The following is a 17,484-nucleotide window of genomic DNA, read 5'->3' as shown; positions in this document are numbered from 1 at the left end:
TCTTGCTCTATAATTTCGACTTTCGCAAGGTTGTTTCTATCTATGTCGAGCATTACCCGGGATGCGCTACGCACCGCAACGTTGTACGGGGTTGTATCGATTGGGTGGTCCGCGGCCATGGACTATGTGCTGCCGCGGCTGATCGAAGACCCGACCCAGCTGGGGCGGGCGCAGCAGGCCGGCGGTTATGTCTGGCTGGCCCTCAGCGCGGTGCTGATCTATCTGGCTCGCTCGCGATTGCTCCGATTCATGGGCGTCACCGAGCTGGCGCGCCGGGATGAGGACATGCAGCGTCTGCGATTGGCAGCGGCCGTGTTCGATACCACGCTGGAAGGCGTGCTGGTCACCGATGCCACGGGCGTGATCGTGCACGTGAACCGCGCCTTCAGCGAGATCACCGGCTATCAGCAGGATGAAGTGCTGGGTCTGCGGCCGAGCAAGTTCAAATCAGGGCGCCATGGCCCCGAGTTCTACGAGCGCATGTTCAAGACCATCCACAGCGCAGGGCAGTGGAGTGGCGAGATCTGGAACCGTCGCAAAAGCGGCGAAATCTACCCGCAGTGGCAAAGCATTCGTCCGATCCGGGACGAGCACGGCGAAATCACCCAATTCGTCGCGGTGTTTTCCGACATCTCATCGATCAAGCATTCCGAGCGCGAGCTGGCGCATCTGGCCCATTACGACCCTTTGACCGGTCTGCCCAATCGCCTGCTGTTCACTGACCGCGCTGAACAGGCCCACACCCACGCCCGTCGCAACAAGCGCAGCCTGGCGCTGTTGCTGGTCGACCTGGACCACTTCAAGCACATTAACGAAAGCCTCGGTCACAGCGCCGGGGACGAGGTGTTGAAAGCGGCCGCCGAGCGCCTTGAAACTCATTTGGAAAAGGGCGTCACGCTGGCGCGGCTGGGCGGCGATGAATTCGCGATTCTGCTCGAAAACGCCCAGCAGATCGCGCAGTCCGCCGAACTGGCGCAAAGCATTCTGGAAGGGCTGCGGGAGCCTTTTCTGGTCAGCGGGCAATCGCTGTTTCTCACCGCCAGCGTCGGCATCAGCATCTTCCCCCACGATGCACTGACCGCCGAGCAGCTGCTGCGCAATGCCGACGCCGCACTGTCACAGGCCAAGTATCAGGGCCGTGAAAGCTACGCGATGTACACCGCCGAACTGACCGCCCACGCCCAGCGTCGTGTCGAGTTGGCGGCCGAGTTGCGACAGGCCGTCGAGGGGAACGAGCTGCGGGTGTTTTATCAGCCGATTCACAACCTTCACAGCCGCGGCATCGAGGGCGTCGAAGCGCTGGTGCGCTGGCAGCATCCGGTGCGGGGCATGGTTTCGCCGGGTGAATTCATCCCCATCGCCGAGCAAAGCGGGCTGATCGCTGACATCGACAACTGGGTGCTGACCCAGGCCTGCCGGCAGATGGGCGAGTGGCTGGCAGAGGGTGTGGATATCGCGTTCGTCGCGGTCAACGTGTCCAGCCGGCTGTTCGGTCGCGGCGATCTGGATCGTCGGGTGGCCAAGGTCCTGGCCGAAACCGGACTGGCGCCCCGGTTTCTGGAGTTGGAGGTCACCGAAAGCGCGATCATGGACGACCCCGATCAAGCCATCGAGCAGATGCACCGGCTGCGTGATCTGGGCTTGAAACTGTCCATCGACGATTTCGGCACAGGGTATTCGTCGCTGCTGCGGCTCAAGCGCATGCCGGTGCAGAAGCTGAAAATCGACCAGGGGTTCGTTGCCGGTCTGCCGGACGACGATGACGACATCGCGATCGTCAATGCCATCATCGCCCTGGCACGGGCCATGGGCATGCGCGTGTTGGCAGAAGGCATCGAGCAGGCCAATCAGGCCGGTTTTCTGCTGAAGCACAACTGCGAACTGGGCCAGGGCTACTGGTTCGCGCGGCCCATGCCGGCGGAGCAGATCAACTGGCAGCATGCGCCGGTGTTTGTTTCTGCGTGAGACGCCGGTGGTGCAAGTGATGCTTTTGTAGGCGCGGCGTCACACCTAAAATCCGGGTTGGACACCCATCCGTAGGAGCCGGCTTGCTGGCGAACGCGATGGGTCAGGCACATCATTGGCGGCTGACACACCTGGTTCGCCAGCAAGCCGGCTCCTACAGATGCCTAACTGCATGCGAACCCATTTCCCAAATGCCTTTTGGTTATATCTGCATTCTTAAATAGTATTTTTAAGAATATCTCTGCATCTCTACTATCGCGCTCACGCCACAAGCAGCGGCCGCCCCCCACGCTGCGGCAAATCTTTCAAGGAGCACGAACATGAGCGCATCTCTACGTAGCGTTGACGGTCAGGACGAAGCAAGCATTTTGCGTGAAATTCAAAGCGCGCTGCGGGACCTGCGCTTTGGCGCGGTTGAAATCACGGTGCACAACGCGCAGGTGGTGCAGATCGAGCGCAAGGAAAAATTCCGTCTGCAGAACCCGAGCAACAAGCAGGGCTGAGCCACGCTCCCGCATAACGAACACTGCATGACCTAAAACTAGAAAAAGCCAACAACACAGAATTTGTCCAGGAGCTTGATTCATGTCCATTCGTCGTTATGCGCTGGCCGCGCTCGCCAGTGCGGTGTTTGCCGGCTCTGCTGTCGCCAAGGATTTCACCCTGCTGAACGTGTCGTATGACCCTACGCGCGAGCTGTATCAGGACTACAACGCCGAATTCATCAACTACTGGAAAAAATCCCACCCGGGCGACACCGTGAAGATCAACCAGTCCCATGGTGGCTCGGGCAAGCAGGGCCGCTCGGTGATCGACGGCTCGCCTGCCGACGTGGTGACCCTGGCCCTGGCCGGCGACATCGACGAAATCGCCAAACTGGGCAAGACCATTCCTGCGGATTGGCAGACCAAGCTGCCGGACGCCAGCACCCCGTACACCTCGACCATCGTGTTCCTGGTGCGCAAGGGCAATCCGAAAGGCATCCATGACTGGGCCGACCTGATCAAGGACGGTGTATCGGTGATCACGCCCAACCCGAAAACCTCGGGCGGCGCGCGCTGGAATTTCCTGGCGGCTTACGGCTACGGTCTTAAGTCCAATGGCGGCGATGAGGCCAAGGCCAAGGATTACATCGGCAAGCTGTTCAAGCATGTGCCTGTGCTGGACACCGGTGCCCGGGGTTCGACCATTACTTTCGTCAACAATGGTCAGGGTGATGTGCTGCTGGCGTGGGAAAACGAAGCGTTCCTGGCGCTGAAAGAAGACGGCGGCGCCGACAAGTTCGACATCGTCGTCCCTTCACTGTCGATTCTGGCCGAGCCTCCCGTGGCCGTTGTCGAGAAGAACGCCGAGAAGCACGGCACCACCGAAATCGCCACTGAATACCTCAAGCACCTGTACAGCAAGGAAGGTCAGGAAATCGCGGCGAAAAACTTCTATCGTCCCCGTGACGCTGAAGTGGCCGCTAAGTATGAGAAGCAGTTTCCTAAACTGAATCTGCTGACCATCGACAAAGACTTCGGCGGCTGGAAATCGGCGCAGCCCAAGTTCTTCGATGACGGCGGTGTGTTCGATCAGATCTACATCCCGCAGTAGTCGCTGAACTGTGTAGGAGCGCGCTTGCCCGCGAATGCGTTGTGTCAGTCAATGCATTTGGCACAGGCAGATGGCTATCGCGGGCAAGCGCGCTCCTACAGGTGGATCACTGGTATCGGGTGCGGTTTCTGATAGATATTTCCGCGCAGCGCCAGCGGAATAAATGGACCCGGACTCGTTCCGGGTAACGTGTGTAAACCAAGGACTTTTATGTCTCGACGCATATCCCCCGTCATACCCGGCTTCGGGCTGACGCTGGGTTACACATTGGTGTACCTCAGCCTGATTGTGCTGATACCGCTTGCGGTCATGTTCATCCACGCTTCCCAACTGAGCGCCGTTCAGTTCTGGAACGTCGTCACGGCGCCTCGCGTGCTTGCAGCACTCAAGCTCAGTTTCGGCACAGCGTTCTTCGCGGCGATCATCAACGGCATCATCGGCACGCTGCTGGCCTGGGTGCTGGTGCGTTACACCTTCCCCGGTCGCAAGATCATCGACGCGATGATCGATCTGCCCTTCGCACTGCCCACCGCCGTTGCCGGTATCGCGCTGACCGCGCTGTACACGCCAACGGGCTTCATCGGCCAGTTCGCCGCCGAAATGGGCATCAAGATCGCCTACACCCCGTTCGGCATCACCCTGGCGTTAACCTTCGTCACCATGCCCTTTGTGGTGCGCACGGTTCAGCCGGTGCTGGCGGACATCCCCCGTGAAGTCGAAGAAGCCGCGGCGTGCCTTGGCGCCAAACCGCTGCAAGTGTTCCGTCACATCCTCGTGCCGGCGTTGTTGCCTGCCTGGCTGACCGGCTTCGCGCTGGCATTCGCCCGAGGCGTGGGTGAGTACGGCTCGGTGATTTTCATCGCCGGCAATATGCCGATGAAGACCGAGATTCTGCCGCTGCTGATCATGGTCAAGCTCGACCAGTACGACTACACCGGCGCCACGGCGATTGGCGTGATGATGCTGCTGGTGTCGTTCGTGCTGTTGCTGCTGATCAATCTGTTGCAGCGACGCATCGAGACCCCTAACTGAGGAGGCGCACGTATGTCTGGTTCATCGCTCATTGCTGCGTCCTCCGCCAATGCTGCCCGTCGTGGCAGCGCGGTGTCGCGGCGCATTCTGATCGGCCTTGGCTGGCTGGTCTTCGCGTTCTTCCTGTTGCTGCCGTTGGTGGTGGTGATCGGCCAGGGCCTGAGTAACGGCCTCGGCGGTTTCTTCGCGGCCATCCTGGAGCCCGATGCGCTGTCGGCGCTGAAGCTCACCGTGTTCGCGGTGCTGATTTCGGTGCCGCTCAACGTCGTCTTCGGCGTCGCGGCGGCCTGGTGCGTGAGTAAATACTCCTTCCGTGGCAAGGCGATTCTGGTCACCCTGATCGACCTGCCGTTCTCGGTCTCGCCGGTCATCGCCGGTCTGATTTACGTGCTGATGTTCGGCGCCCGTGGCGTGTTCGGTCCCTGGCTGCAGGACCACGACATCCAGATCGTCTTCGCCCTGCCGGGCATCGTATTGGCGACCATCTTCGTGACGGTGCCCTTCGTGGCCCGCGAGCTGATCCCGCTCATGCAGGAGCAGGGCACGCAGGAAGAAGAAGCCGCGCGCCTGCTCGGTGCCAATGGCTGGCAGATGTTCTGGCACGTGACCGTCCCCAACATCAAATGGGGCCTGATCTACGGCGTGGTGCTGTGTACCGCGCGGGCCATGGGCGAGTTCGGCGCGGTGTCGGTGGTGTCCGGCCACATTCGCGGCGTAACCAACACCCTGCCGCTGCATGTCGAGATTCTCTACAACGAGTACAACCACGTGGCTGCATTTGCCGTGGCGAGCCTGTTATTGATCCTTGCGCTGTTCATCCTGCTGCTCAAGCAGTGGAGCGAAGCGCGCATTAGCCGTCTGCGCAAAAACGCGGCGGAGGAATAATTCATGTCGATCGAAGTCCGTAACGTCAGCAAGAATTTCAACGCCTTCAAGGCCCTCGACGGCATCAGTCTGGATATCCAGAGTGGCGAGCTCGTGGCGCTGTTGGGCCCGTCCGGCTGTGGCAAGACCACGCTGCTGCGCATCATTGCCGGGCTGGAAACGCCGGATAAAGGCAGCATTGTGTTCCACGGCGAGGATGTCTCCGGCCACGATGTACGCGATCGCAACGTAGGGTTCGTGTTCCAGCATTACGCGCTGTTTCGCCACATGACCGTGTTCGACAACGTCGCCTTCGGCCTGCGCATGAAGCCGAAAAACCAGCGCCCCAACGAGAGCCAGATTGCCGTCAAAGTGCATGAGCTGCTGAACATGGTGCAGCTGGACTGGCTGTCGGATCGCTATCCGGAACAACTGTCGGGCGGTCAGCGCCAGCGGATCGCCCTGGCCCGCGCCCTGGCGGTAGAGCCTAAAGTTTTGCTGCTGGACGAGCCGTTCGGCGCGCTGGATGCCAAGGTGCGCAAGGAACTGCGGCGCTGGCTGGCGCGGTTGCACGAAGACATCAACCTGACCTCGGTATTCGTGACCCACGACCAGGAAGAGGCGATGGAAGTCGCTGACCGCATCGTGGTGATGAACAAGGGTGTGATCGAGCAGATCGGCTCGCCGGGCGATGTCTATGAGAACCCGGCCAGCGATTTCGTGTATCACTTTCTGGGTGACTCGAACCGCCTGCACTTGGGCGAAGACAACCACGTGCTGTTCCGCCCGCACGAGGTGTCGTTGTCACGGCACGAAGTGGAAGGGCACCACGCGGCGGAAGTGCGGGACATCCGCCCGTTGGGCGCCACAACACGGGTGACGCTGAAGGTCGAAGGGCAACCCGAGCTGATCGAAGCGGAAGTGGTAAAGGACCATGACAGCCTGACCGGACTGGCGCGGGGCGAGACGTTGTTCTTCAAGCCGAAGGTCTGGCAGAAAGTCGACAACCTCTAAGCGTACCCCTGTAGGAGCGTGGCTTGTCCCGCGATCTGCCGGGGACCGGCAGCAATCCTGATAATGCGGTCTGTCTGATGCACCGCATTATCCGGTTTGCGACGGCTGCGTCGCCGATCGCGGGACAAGCCACGCTCCTACAGATTCGTGCGGTGTCTCACAATCCGGGCCGGACGCAAATCCACTGTAGGAGCCATCGGAGGTTACGACGGTAGCGAAGGCGGTGGGTCAGTGACATCCACGTCGGCTGACCCCATGCATTCGCGGGCAAGCGCGCTCCTACAGTTGTGCGAGAGTGAGGCGAGTTCTAAACGGCAGCCTTTTTCAAATCCCGCCGGTGCGTCTTGCCCACTCGCGCCTCGATGGCGTGCTGTAACTTCTTTCTCATTCCCAGCAAAAAAGCCGCTTCGGCCACGACGAGCAGCGGGCCGATGATCAGGCCTGTGAGGTCGTCGACAAACGCCGGCTTGCGGCCTTCGTAATAATGGCCCACAAACTGAATCGCCCAACCGAGCACGAACAACCCGACGCCGGCGCTGAGCCAGACCATGGTGGTCTGTTGCGCCAGGTTCGCGCCGAGCCACAGGCACAGCGCGAGCAGGACACCCATCAGCACGCCGAAAAAGGCATCCAGTCGCAGGTAGAAAAACGTCGCGGCCAGACTCACCAGCAAGGCCGGCGATACCCAGATCCCGCCGAGGGACCAGCTGGTCCAGCCGGGGCGTGACAACAGCACGGCCACCGCGATCACGATCAGGGGAATGCCGACGAAGTGGGTGACGATATTGCGGGTGTCGCGGTGGTAGGCCGCGTATTGGCTAAGGTGATCGACGAGGTTTTTCATTGTTATTCCTCTCTGGATACGTGGATCATGCCGCTGATTTTTTTTGGCTGAACCCGCTGGACGGCTCAGCCTGCAACAAAACGCCGGCTATCAAAAGGAGATTCACATGACGAATGGAACCCAATGGCGCTCATGGTTTATCAACGACCGATGGTTCCGCGATTTGCCTGCGCTGTTGCAGGATAGCTTGCTGATCGGCATGCGGCAGCGCCGGGTGACGCCCGGCAAATCGATCTTCCAGCGCGACGATCCGGCGCCCGGCCTGTACGCGTTGCTCACGGGCTCGTTACGGATCAATCCCCTGAAGCCGCAGCAAGCGGACATGCCTACCGCCGAGGAGTATCGGCCGTTCTGGTTTGGCGAAGCCTCTTTGTTCGACGACCTGCCCGCGACCCACGATGTCTTCGCACAAGGCGCGGTCATTCTCCTGCACATGCCCCACGCGCCACTCAAGCAACTGCTGGCCGAACACCCGGCGTTGTGGCGGCATTTCCGCGAGTTGCTGGGGCGCAAACTTGGGCTCGCCGTGCCTGCCGTTGAAGACATCACCCTGATGCCCACCGAAGAACGGGTGGCGTTTCGGCTGCTGATGCTGGCCGAAGCCTATGGCGAGATGGATCGCTCCGTGCGCAGCGTGCCCCTTGCCGACATGGCGTCGAATCGCTGCCTTGGGCTGAGCGCTGAGGTGGTCGAGCGGGTGTTGGGGCAGTTCGCCGAACGGCAGATCGTGCGCCGCGATCGCGATCTTATCTACGTGCAGGACACCGAATGGTTGCGCGAGGCCGCCCTTCATCGCCTGACCGGCGCCTGCGCGTGATGGCGTCACCCATCAATGATTCATTCCTTCGCGATACTGGCTGGGCGTCATGCCGGTCCAGCGCTTGAACGCCCGGCTGAAGCTGCTGGTGTCGGCGAAACCGAGCAGGTAGGCGACTTCGCTGAGCGAGCAAGCCGGGTCGCGCATGTGTTGCAGCGCCAGATTCTGTCGGCACTGATTGAGCAGCAAGTCGTAGCGGCAGCCCTCGTCGGCCAGATGGCGCTGAAGGCTGCGCAGACTCAGGTGCAGCGTGTGGGCGATGTGCTCGGCGGACGGCTCGCCTTCCGGCAATTGAGCTTCGATGGCGCCACGCACTTTGCGCTCCCAGGTCAGCGCACTGAGCTGCTCAAGGGTGCGGTTGAGCACAGCCTCGTTGTGCACGGCCAACTCCGGATTGCCATCTTCCAGATGCCTGTCGAAATCCTCGCAGGCAAAACTCAGCAGATTCTCCGCCGCGCCGAAGAACAGCGGCGCGCGGAAGACGTCATGCCACGGCTGCGGGTCTGCCGGTTGCGGGCGCATCAGGTGCACGGCCAGCGGCGCGTAATGACGGCCCAAGCGGTTGCGGCAGGTGCGCACATAGATTGCGGCGAAGGCGTCCATCGCCTCATTGGCCGGCATCGGACTGCCGTCGGGCACGCGGAAACGAAACTCGTAACGCTCGTCCACACGTTCGAAGCTCATGACCAGCGCGTCGCTCACCACCGGGTGATAACGCACGATGCGCTCGAACACCTCACGCAACGAGCCGCTGGCGACCAGCGCATAACCGAGCGCATGAAAGGTCGTCGGGCTGACGAACCGCGACACCCGCAAGCCCAGCGCCGGATCGCCGCTGGCCTGCACGGCCAGCTCCCAGAAACGGGTGGTCACCGCCACCGGATATCGAGCGTTGGGGTCATCCATCAGCTGCGGATCCAGGCCCGCAGCCTGGCTCAGCGCGAGGCTGTCGAGGCCGAGGGCATCGAGTTGCTTGCGCAGGGCGCGGGTCCAGCTGGCGAGGATGCTCGGCTCAGGCATACAGGTTGGCGCTTCCGGTCTACAGATTGGCGTTCACGGTCAGGCAGCATCCCGGCTTAAGCGGCACAGTGGTGCCACGTTTTTTCATCCTGAAACCGGAGAATGGAATCATGCACGACACTTCTGCAAGTGCTGCCGGACTGAATGCACAACAACGATCAGCGCATATTCGTGCGGTGGTTTCCGCCCACGGCGCCGCGCTGCGTGAGCGCTACCCGCTGCTGCGGCATCAGGACGCCATTGGTGCCGGCATCCTGTTCTTCGCACTGGCCGGCATGATCGGCAGCGCGGCGCTCTATATGGGGGGTTACCTGGCGTGGTGGGCGTGCCTGCTGCTGAATGCGTTCTTTGCGTCGCTGACCCACGAGCTTGAGCACGACCTGATCCACAGCATGTATTTCCGCAAGCAGCGCGTGCCCCATAACTTGATGCTGGCATTGGTCTGGCTGGCGCGGCCGAGCACGATCAATCCGTGGATTCGTCGGCACTTGCACCTTAATCATCACAAGGTCTCCGGCACCGAGGCGGATATGGAGGAGCGTGCCATCACCAATGGCGAACCATGGGGCGTGGCGCGGTTACTGATGGTGGGCGATAACGTCATGTCGTCGCTGATCCGCATGCTGCGGGCGAAAACCCGGGCGCATAAATTCAGCATTCTCAAGCGCACCCTTCGCGTTTACGCGCCGCTGGCGCTGCTCAACTGGGGCGCGTGGTACGTGTTCCTCGGTTTCCACGCCGCCAACGGCATTGCCGGTCTGATGGGCAGCCCGATTGACTGGTCGGCGAACACGCTGGCGGTCATGCACGTCATCGACATCGCTGTTGTGGTATTGGTCGGTCCGAACGTGCTGCGTACCTTCTGCCTGCATTTCGTCAGTTCGAACATGCATTACTACGGCGACGTCGAGATGGGCAATGTCATGCAGCAGACCCAAGTGCTCAATCCGTGGTGGATGTGGCCGCTGCAGGCGTTCTGTTTCAACTTCGGCAGTACCCACGGCATACATCACTTCGTGGTGAAGGAGCCGTTTTACATACGCCAGATGACGGCGCCCGTTGCGCACAAGGTGATGGCCGAGATGGGGGTGCGGTTCAATGATTTCGGTACTTTCGGGCGGGCTAACCGGTTTGACCGGGTGACTGAAAACGAAACGGTGCTCAAGCCTGCGCGCGGTTGACACCTACCTGCCTGTTGCGCCAATGACGCCGCCTTTCAGAAATTTCTCTGGATAAAGATTTCTGTAACAACCGCCCCTTAATCTCTGCTCATCCCCGGCGAGCTGGGGGCAGACAGCGTGATTCTCAGGGTCACCCCTTTAAGGCAGGGGGTGGCCCTCTTTTTTTGCGCCATCCCCTGAAGTTGCGGCATATATTTTCGAGCTATTAATAAATAGCTTCTTATTCTTTTTCGAATATATGCCCGATCCCTATACTCGCCCCCATGAACGCACCATGCAGGAGGCGAAGGCCATGCATAACGAATCGATCCGTTATTTGATCGTGCCAGGCTGGCAAGGATCTGCCGACGACCATTGGCAAACTCACTGGCAGAACAGCCTGCCCAACAGCGTGCGTGTTGAGCAGGCCGACTGGCTCAAGCCGCGCCGGGAAGATTGGGTGGGTGAGCTGCAACGCGCCATCGCCTCTGACAGCACACCGGTGATTCTCATCGCCCACAGCCTGGGTTGCGTCACTGTCGCCCATTGGGCGCAGCTGGCGCCACTGGCGAGTCTGCGTCAGGTGCGAGGGGCATTGCTGGTCGCTCCCGCCGACGTCGAGCGTCCCAATTGCCCGCCGGCGATCCGCAATTTCGCGCCCATTCCCGAGCACCTGCTGCCGTTCCCGACCCAAGTGGTCAGCTCGGACAACGATTCCGCCGTCAGCGCGTTGCGCGCGATGGAAATGGCCCGCAATTGGGGCGCCGAGATCGGCATCCTCAGCGGCGCTGGGCATATCAACGTGAAGTCCGGGCATCAGCGTTGGGAACAGGGTTTCGCTTATCTGTACCGGCTGCAAGGGCGCATCGAGCATTTCAACCGCCGTCGCGCATGACCAGAGCATTCGCAACGGTCGTTGCGCTTGAGCCCACTTTTCTCACGACCATTTTCGCCGCAGTGAACCGACAGGTGCTGCGGCTTTTTTTTCAACGCCCGGGTCCATGAATGGCCGGGGCGGGAGCCTGCCATGAGCCTTTCCGACATTTCGAGCCACCCGCTGTTGACCTTCCCTGATGCTGAAAAAAGCCCGCTGAGCATTCGCGCCAAGGCGTTGGTATTCATCGATCCGCGATCGCGGCAGTTGCGCGAAGAAATGGAGCTGCTGGCGCCGCTGGACCTGCCAGTGCTGATCCGCGGCGAGTCCGGTACGGGCAAGGAATTGCTGGCGCGTCATATTCACCGTGGCAGCGACCGGGCCGGGTTGTTCGTATCGGTCAACTGCGGCGCCATCAGCTCGACCTACGCCGACGCCGAGCTGTTCGGTTACGCCGCCGGCGCCCATAGCGGTTCTGTCAGCAGTCGGGCGGGCTGGTTCGGCTCGGCAACGGGCGGCACGTTGTACCTGGATGAGATCGCCGACCTGCCGATGGCGATCCAGATCAAATTGCTGGCGGCGCTGGAAAACCACGAAGTCACCCGCGTCGGTGCCACGCAGCCCAGCCAGGTCGACGTCAGGCTGGTCGCAGCGACCAGCATCGATCTGCGCCTGTCAGTCGCCGCCGGCAAATTCCACGAGCGGCTTTATCGCTACTTGAACGAAGGACGCCTCGACCTGCCGGCGTTGCGCGAGCAGCCCGGCAACATCCTGCCGTTGGCGGAATATTTCCTGGGGATTTACAGCCAGCGCTTCGATTTCGAGATGCCGCTGATCAGCGAGGACGCGCAGCGTGTACTCGAAGCCCATTACTGGCCGGGCAATACGCGGGAGCTGGAGAACGTCATTCACTTCGCTTTGCTGGTCAGCAGTGGCGCGGAGATCCTGCCCGAGCATCTGAACCTGCCGGTTCGCTGACAGCTCTGGGGCTCGTGCATCGAACAGACGGGTGGCGAAATGCCCATTGAGAACCAAAAAGCATAACCATCCGACTAAAAAGTATTGTCTCGGAATAAAAAATCTCGGTACTGTCCGCATCAGCCGCCACCCCGCCAAGGGTCGATCCCGCGGCAGACCGAAGGCAAAGTCGCCCACGAGGCGACCCGATTTCTATTAAGGACATCGCATGAAGAAGACGTTTTTGTTCACCGCACTGGCGGCTGCTCTCTCCCTGGGCATCAGCGCTGCACAAGCTGCCGAGAAGCTCGTCGTGGGCGCCACCGCTGTTCCGCACGCCGAGATCCTTGAGCTGATCAAGCCTGAACTGGCCAAAGAAGGCGTGGACCTGCAGATCAAGGTCTTCACTGACTACGTGCAGCCCAACGTGCAACTGAACGAGAAGCGTCTGGACGCCAACTACTTCCAGACCAAGCCTTACCTGGACGGCTTCAACAAAGGCAAGGGCGCTACCCTGGTGACCGGCGTCGGCGTACACGTCGAACCGTTCGGCGGCTACTCGAAGAAGTGGAAGTCCATCGACCAGTTGCCTGAAGGCGCAACCGTTGCCATTCCGAACGAAGGCAGCAACGCCGGTCGCGCCCTGCTGCTGTTGCAGAAGAACGGCCTGATCACCCTGAAAGACCCGACCAACGCCTTGTCGACGCCGAAAGACATCGCCACCAACCCGAAGAAACTGAAATTCCGCGAGCTGGAATCGGCGCTGTTGCCGCGCGCGCTGGATCAGGTTGACCTGGATCTGATCAACACCAACTACGCGCTGGATGCCAAGCTCAACCCTAAAAAGGATGCGCTGATTCTGGAAGGTGCCGACTCGCCGTACGTGAACTACCTGGTGACCCGTACCGACAACGCTCACACCGACGCGATCGAGAAGCTGTCCAAAGCGCTGACCAGCCAGCAAGTCAAAGACTTCATCAACAAGAAGTACGACGGCGCGGTATTGCCGGCGTTCTGATGAAGGCCTGAATGCGCGATTGCAGCGCATTCATCTGTACAAAACGCGCTTGCCCGCCGTTGCTCCCTGTCCGCTGACGCACTGTCGTCGGGTGCAGGGAAGTGGCGGCGGGCAAGCGCGTTTTGCGTTTTAAGCTCAGCGCCTGTGCATAAGTCTGCTTTCAACCGACCTACACATAACCGTGATTGCCGAAGGCCGTCGCTAGGTCGTTCAGCGCTATGCATATGCTCTTTCGATATTTAAACTTCGCTTCTTATAGCTTTAAAGTCCTCCCTCCTCAGCCACACCTTTTGGAGTCGGAGTTCTCATGCCAGCAGCCTCCCACGCTTCGTCCGCGCAAGCGCCCGGTCAGCAGTTCGATGTGCGTCCATTCGCCGAAAAGGTGGGCGCGGAAATCGTCGGTCTGGATCTGTCCCGTCCGCTCAACGACACCGATTTTGCCCGCGTGCATCAAGCGCATCTCGACTATCACGTTGTCGTTTTCCGCGATCAGCACATTACCCCGCAACAGCAGATCGATTTCAGCCGCCGTTTTGGCGTCCTGCAGATTCACGTGCTCAAGCAGTTCCTGCTCGCCAATCATCCCGAGATTTTGATCGTCTCCAATATCGTCGAGGACGGCCAGCCGGTCGGGCTGGGCGATGCTGGCAAATACTGGCACTCGGACCTTTCCTACAAAGAACTGCCGAGCCTGGGCTCAATGCTCTATGCCCAAGAGCTGCCGAGCGAAGGCGGCGACACCCTGTTCGCTGACATGCACCTGGCCTGGGACACGCTCCCCGAGCATTTGCGCAAGGTCGTTGAAGGGCGCCATGCCGTGCACAGCTACACCTCACGCTACAGCCATGGCCGGAATGCCGATAACTGGCGCCCGACCCTCAGTGCTGAACAGCTGGCGCAGGTCGCGGTGGTCAGCCACCCGATCGTGCGTACCCACCCGGAAAACGGGCGCAAGGCGCTGTTCGTCAGCGAAGGCTTCACCACCCACATCGTCGGCCTGCCGGAAGACGAGAGTCAGGCAATTCTGACCGAGCTGTACGCCCACAGCGTTCGTCCGGAAGGCGTTTACCGCCACAAGTGGCAGGAGAACGACATGGTGTTCTGGGACAACCGCTCGCTGATTCACCTGGCCGGCGGCACGCCCGATCACCTGCGCCGTCGCTTGCACCGCACCACCATTCAGGGCGATGCGCCGTTCTGATTCAGGAGAGCTCCATGAATGCTGTTCTGCAAAGCCACACGGCTAGCGATCGCTTGAACGCGCACCAGGCCAATCAGCCCACCGCTGAGGCGCTGCTGCAAGTACAAGGCGTCAGCCTTGAATACCGCACGCCGGAGCGCGTGGTGCGGGCCACCAATCAAGTCAGTTTTGAAATCGACCCTGCCGACCGTTTTGTCCTGCTCGGCCCGTCGGGCTGCGGCAAGTCCACGCTCCTTAAAGCCGTGGCCGGATTCATCCAGCCCAGCGAAGGGCAGATTCGTCTGGCCGGCCAGGAAGTAAAGGAGCCGGGGCCGGACCGGATTGTGGTGTTTCAGGAATTCGACCAGTTGCCGCCGTGGAAGACGGTGATTCAGAACGTCATGTTTCCGCTGCTGGCCTCGCGCACCCTCAAGCGTCGCGAAGCCGAGGAGCGTGCGCGGTATTACCTGGAGAAAGTCGGCTTGAGCGCCTTCGCCGATGCCTATCCGCACACTTTGTCCGGTGGCATGAAGGCGCGTGTGGCGATTGCCCGGGCGCTGGCGATGCAGCCCAAGATCCTGCTGATGGACGAACCCTTCGCCGCGCTCGACGCGTTGACCCGCCGCAAGATGCAGGAAGAGCTGCTGGAGCTGTGGGAAGAGGTGCGCTTCACGCTGCTGTTCGTCACCCACTCCATCGAGGAAGCGCTGGTGGTGGGCAACCGGATTCTGCTGCTGTCGCCCCATCCGGGCCGCGTGCGTGCCGAGATCAACAGCCATCAGTACACCCTGAAAAGCCTCGGCGGCATTGAGTTTCAGGCGTCTGCGCAGCGCATTCACCGGCTGCTGTTCGACGAGGGCGAAGCGCCTGCGGTCGAGCCGGATCTGCGGTTTCAGGATGTTCGTATTGCCTATTAACAGCGATCCCGGCGGCACCCACCACCGGCGGCCTGAATTGAATGTATCTCTGTAGGAGCCGGCTTGCTGGCGAACGCGTTGGGTCTGACACCGTTTTGGTGAATGACGGATGGGTTCGCCAGCAAGCCGGCTCCTACAGGGTGCGTCGACTTGAGAGATATACTCATGAGCCTTTCACCCCCTCTGCGGGAAGAATACGAAGTCGTGCTGGAGCCTTTCACTCAGGAAGACCTGGCCCGCGACATTCCCCTTGCGCAACGCATCTGGCAGGTCAGCTGGGTGCGTAAAGCCGTCATCCTCGTGGCGCTGGCGATCATCTGGGAAATTGCCGCGCGCATTCAGGGCAACGACCTGCTGCTGCCGAGCTTCCTGCAAACCGCTTCGGCGTTCATTGACGGCATCGCCAGCGGCGAATTGCTGACCAAGGTCTGGATTTCCCTGACGGTCCTGGTCAAGGGCTACCTGATCGGCATCGTCCTGGCGTTCGGCCTGACGACGCTGGCGGTGTCGACCCAACTGGGTCGCGACCTGCTGGGTACGCTGACGGCGATGTTCAACCCGTTGCCGGCCATCGCGCTGTTGCCGCTGTCGCTGCTGTGGTTCGGCCTGGGTGAAAACAGCCTGATCTTCGTGCTGGTGCACTCGGTGCTCTGGGCATTGGCCTTGAACACGTACGCAGGATTTCTCGGCGTCTCTGAAACCCAGCGCATGGCCGGGCGCAATTACGGCCTTAAAGGGCTGCGGTTCGTCTGGTACATCCTGATTCCTGCCGCGCTGCCGTCGATTCTCGCGGGCCTGAAGATCGGCTGGGCATTTGCCTGGCGAACCCTCATCGCCGCTGAACTGGTGTTTGGCGCGTCTTCGGGCAAGGGCGGCCTGGGTTGGTACATCTTCCAGAATCGCAACGAGCTGTACACCGACAAAGTGTTCGCGGGTCTGGCGGCGGTGATCATCATCGGTCTGCTGGTAGAAAACCTGCTGTTCAGCAACGTCGAGCGCCTGACCGTGAAGCGGTGGGGTATGCAGCGCTGATCTGTTTTATCAATGAACGCTCTGCTTCGTGGCCGCTGGATGGGCAACGAGGCTGCAATCCCTTTCGCCTTCATCGTGAGAAATGTATGGATTTTTCAAAGACAGCTGCACCGTTCAAGCGCCCGACACTGACCGCGCTCGCCGCCGCACTGGGCCTGGCTGGGGCGTTGTTGAGCAGCAGCGCCCAAGCGGAAGGCAAGATCAGCATCGCCCAGCAGTTCGGCATCGGTTATCTAATTCTGGACGTCGTTCAGCAGCAGAAGCTGATCGAGAAGCACGGCAAGGAGCAGGGCCTGGACATCAAGGTCGACTGGAACAGCATCTCCGGCGCCACCGCGATGAACGAGGCCCTACTGGCTGGCGCGCTGGATGTGGTGTCGGCGGGCGTACCGCCGATGCTGACCATCTGGGATCGGACCAAGGGCAAGCAGAACGTCAAGGCGATCGCCTCGCTGGGCTCGATGCCCAATTACCTGCTCAGCAACAATCCAAACGTGAAAACACTCAACGACTTCACCGACAAGGACCGCATCGCAGTGCCGGCGGCGGGCGTGGGCTTCCAGTCGCGCACCTTGCAGATCGAAACCGCCAAGCTGTTCGGGAACGACAATTTCAAGAAATTCGACAACATCTCGGTCAGCCTGCCGCACCCGGACGCCACGTCGGCGCTGATTGCCGGCGGATCGGAGATCAGCGCGCACTTCTCCAGTCCGCCATTTCAGTACCAGGAGCTGGAAAATCCCAACGTGCATAAAGTGCTGAGTTCGTACGACGTGCTGGGCGGCCAGGCGACGTTCAACGTCCTCTACACCACTCAGAAATTCCACGATGAAAACCCGAAGACCTACAAGGCGTTCTACGACGCCCTGGCCGAGGCTGAGAAGATCATCAAGGCCGACAAACCTGCGGCGGCCAAGACCTACATCGACGTCGAGAAATCGAAACTGCCGTTGCCGCTGGTGGAGAAGATCGTCTCCGACCCTGAAATCGATTTCACCGTCGTACCTCAACTCACGTTTATCTATGCCGAGAAACTGCACGAGCTGGGTGTGCTGAAAAACAAGGCCGACAGCTGGAAGGACTTCTTTTTCGAAGAAGCCCACGGCGGCGCGGGGAGTTGATCCTCGATGTTTGATCGGGCTGCTGAAAGCGGTGTGTCAGTCACGCCGCCTTCGCGACCGTCGTAACCTCCGA

General features: G+C 60.6%; 16 protein-coding genes and 1 pseudogene. 15 read left to right on the top strand and 2 right to left on the bottom strand.

All coding sequences use genetic code 11. The annotated features are described in order from the left end of the window. Window positions 1-42: 42 nt before the first annotated feature. The 6 genes from dibA to EC919_RS17510 all read left to right on the top strand — a co-directional run bounded on the left by dibA (window position 43) and on the right by EC919_RS17510 (window position 6,471). Window positions 43-1,965 (top strand): phosphodiesterase DibA, encoded by a 1,923-nt coding sequence (gene dibA / locus EC919_RS17535; protein WP_133775674.1) that lies wholly within the window; start codon window positions 43-45, stop codon window positions 1,963-1,965. A 320-nt stretch (window positions 1,966-2,285) separates the two neighbouring features. Continuing rightward, window positions 2,286-2,468: a sulfur starvation response protein OscA gene (gene oscA / locus EC919_RS17530; RefSeq protein ID WP_065990977.1), complete on the top strand. Its 183-nt coding sequence runs from the start codon at window positions 2,286-2,288 to the stop codon at window positions 2,466-2,468. Window positions 2,469-2,550: 82 nt separating this feature from the next. Continuing rightward, complete coding sequence (locus tag EC919_RS17525; protein ID WP_133775673.1) at window positions 2,551-3,561, top strand: sulfate ABC transporter substrate-binding protein; 1,011 nt, start codon at window positions 2,551-2,553, stop codon at window positions 3,559-3,561. Between the two features lie 210 nt (window positions 3,562-3,771). Further along, the gene (gene cysT, locus EC919_RS17520) at window positions 3,772-4,593 is read left to right on the top strand and encodes a sulfate ABC transporter permease subunit CysT (protein ID WP_133775672.1); all 822 of its coding nucleotides are present in this window, start codon (window positions 3,772-3,774) and stop codon (window positions 4,591-4,593) included. 12 nt (window positions 4,594-4,605) lie between these two features. Beyond that, window positions 4,606-5,478, top strand: a complete 873-nt coding sequence (gene cysW, locus EC919_RS17515) for a sulfate ABC transporter permease subunit CysW (RefSeq protein ID WP_133775671.1) — start codon at window positions 4,606-4,608, stop codon at window positions 5,476-5,478. Between the two features lie 3 nt (window positions 5,479-5,481). Next, window positions 5,482-6,471, top strand: coding sequence for a sulfate/molybdate ABC transporter ATP-binding protein (locus EC919_RS17510; protein WP_133775670.1), 990 nt, complete (start codon window positions 5,482-5,484; stop codon window positions 6,469-6,471). Window positions 6,472-6,778: 307 nt separating this feature from the next. Here the strand turns inward: EC919_RS17510 and EC919_RS17505 are convergent, their stop codons facing one another. Then, entirely contained in the window at window positions 6,779-7,315 is a 537-nt protein-coding gene (locus EC919_RS17505; protein WP_133775669.1) for a DUF962 domain-containing protein, read from the bottom strand. A 106-nt stretch (window positions 7,316-7,421) separates the two neighbouring features. Between EC919_RS17505 and EC919_RS17500 the strand changes: the two genes are divergently transcribed. Then, the gene (locus EC919_RS17500; protein ID WP_133775668.1) at window positions 7,422-8,132 is read left to right on the top strand and encodes a Crp/Fnr family transcriptional regulator; all 711 of its coding nucleotides are present in this window, start codon (window positions 7,422-7,424) and stop codon (window positions 8,130-8,132) included. A gap of 12 nt (window positions 8,133-8,144) precedes the next feature. On the opposite strand, the gene EC919_RS17495 is transcribed toward EC919_RS17500, so the two are convergent. Next, window positions 8,145-9,152 carry an AraC family transcriptional regulator gene (locus tag EC919_RS17495; RefSeq protein WP_133775667.1) on the bottom strand — a complete coding sequence of 336 codons (1,008 nt, stop codon included), beginning with the start codon at window positions 9,150-9,152 and terminating at the stop codon, window positions 8,145-8,147. 110 nt (window positions 9,153-9,262) lie between these two features. On the opposite strand from EC919_RS17495, the gene EC919_RS17490 reads away from it, so the two are divergent. The 8 genes and pseudogenes from EC919_RS17490 (at window position 9,263) to EC919_RS17455 (ending at window position 17,411) form a co-directional block, all read left to right on the top strand. After that, window positions 9,263-10,333 carry a fatty acid desaturase gene (locus EC919_RS17490; RefSeq protein ID WP_133775666.1) on the top strand — a complete coding sequence of 357 codons (1,071 nt, stop codon included), beginning with the start codon at window positions 9,263-9,265 and terminating at the stop codon, window positions 10,331-10,333. Window positions 10,334-10,625: 292 nt separating this feature from the next. Beyond that, on the top strand, window positions 10,626-11,207 hold the full coding sequence (locus EC919_RS17485; protein ID WP_133775665.1) for an alpha/beta hydrolase: 582 nt from the start codon (window positions 10,626-10,628) through the stop codon (window positions 11,205-11,207). A gap of 132 nt (window positions 11,208-11,339) precedes the next feature. Continuing rightward, window positions 11,340-12,155, top strand: a pseudogene (locus tag EC919_RS17480) (sigma 54-interacting transcriptional regulator); the annotation flags it as partial. A 217-nt stretch (window positions 12,156-12,372) separates the two neighbouring features. Beyond that, complete coding sequence (locus EC919_RS17475; protein ID WP_133775663.1) at window positions 12,373-13,161, top strand: MetQ/NlpA family ABC transporter substrate-binding protein; 789 nt, start codon at window positions 12,373-12,375, stop codon at window positions 13,159-13,161. A 307-nt stretch (window positions 13,162-13,468) separates the two neighbouring features. After that, entirely contained in the window at window positions 13,469-14,362 is an 894-nt protein-coding gene (locus EC919_RS17470; RefSeq protein ID WP_133775662.1) for a TauD/TfdA dioxygenase family protein, read from the top strand. A 14-nt stretch (window positions 14,363-14,376) separates the two neighbouring features. Then, complete coding sequence (locus tag EC919_RS17465) at window positions 14,377-15,258, top strand: ABC transporter ATP-binding protein (protein ID WP_133775661.1); 882 nt, start codon at window positions 14,377-14,379, stop codon at window positions 15,256-15,258. Between the two features lie 165 nt (window positions 15,259-15,423). After that, the gene (locus EC919_RS17460; protein WP_122536747.1) at window positions 15,424-16,290 is read left to right on the top strand and encodes an ABC transporter permease; all 867 of its coding nucleotides are present in this window, start codon (window positions 15,424-15,426) and stop codon (window positions 16,288-16,290) included. 86 nt (window positions 16,291-16,376) lie between these two features. Continuing rightward, entirely contained in the window at window positions 16,377-17,411 is a 1,035-nt protein-coding gene (locus EC919_RS17455) for an ABC transporter substrate-binding protein (protein WP_133775660.1), read from the top strand. Window positions 17,412-17,484 lie beyond the last annotated feature (73 nt).

Source organism: Pseudomonas graminis (assembly GCF_004364335.1).
Classification (GTDB): domain Bacteria; phylum Pseudomonadota; class Gammaproteobacteria; order Pseudomonadales; family Pseudomonadaceae; genus Aquipseudomonas; species Aquipseudomonas graminis_D.
The sequence above is the reverse complement of the archived record's forward strand: the minus strand, read 5'-3'. Positions and strand labels throughout refer to the sequence as shown.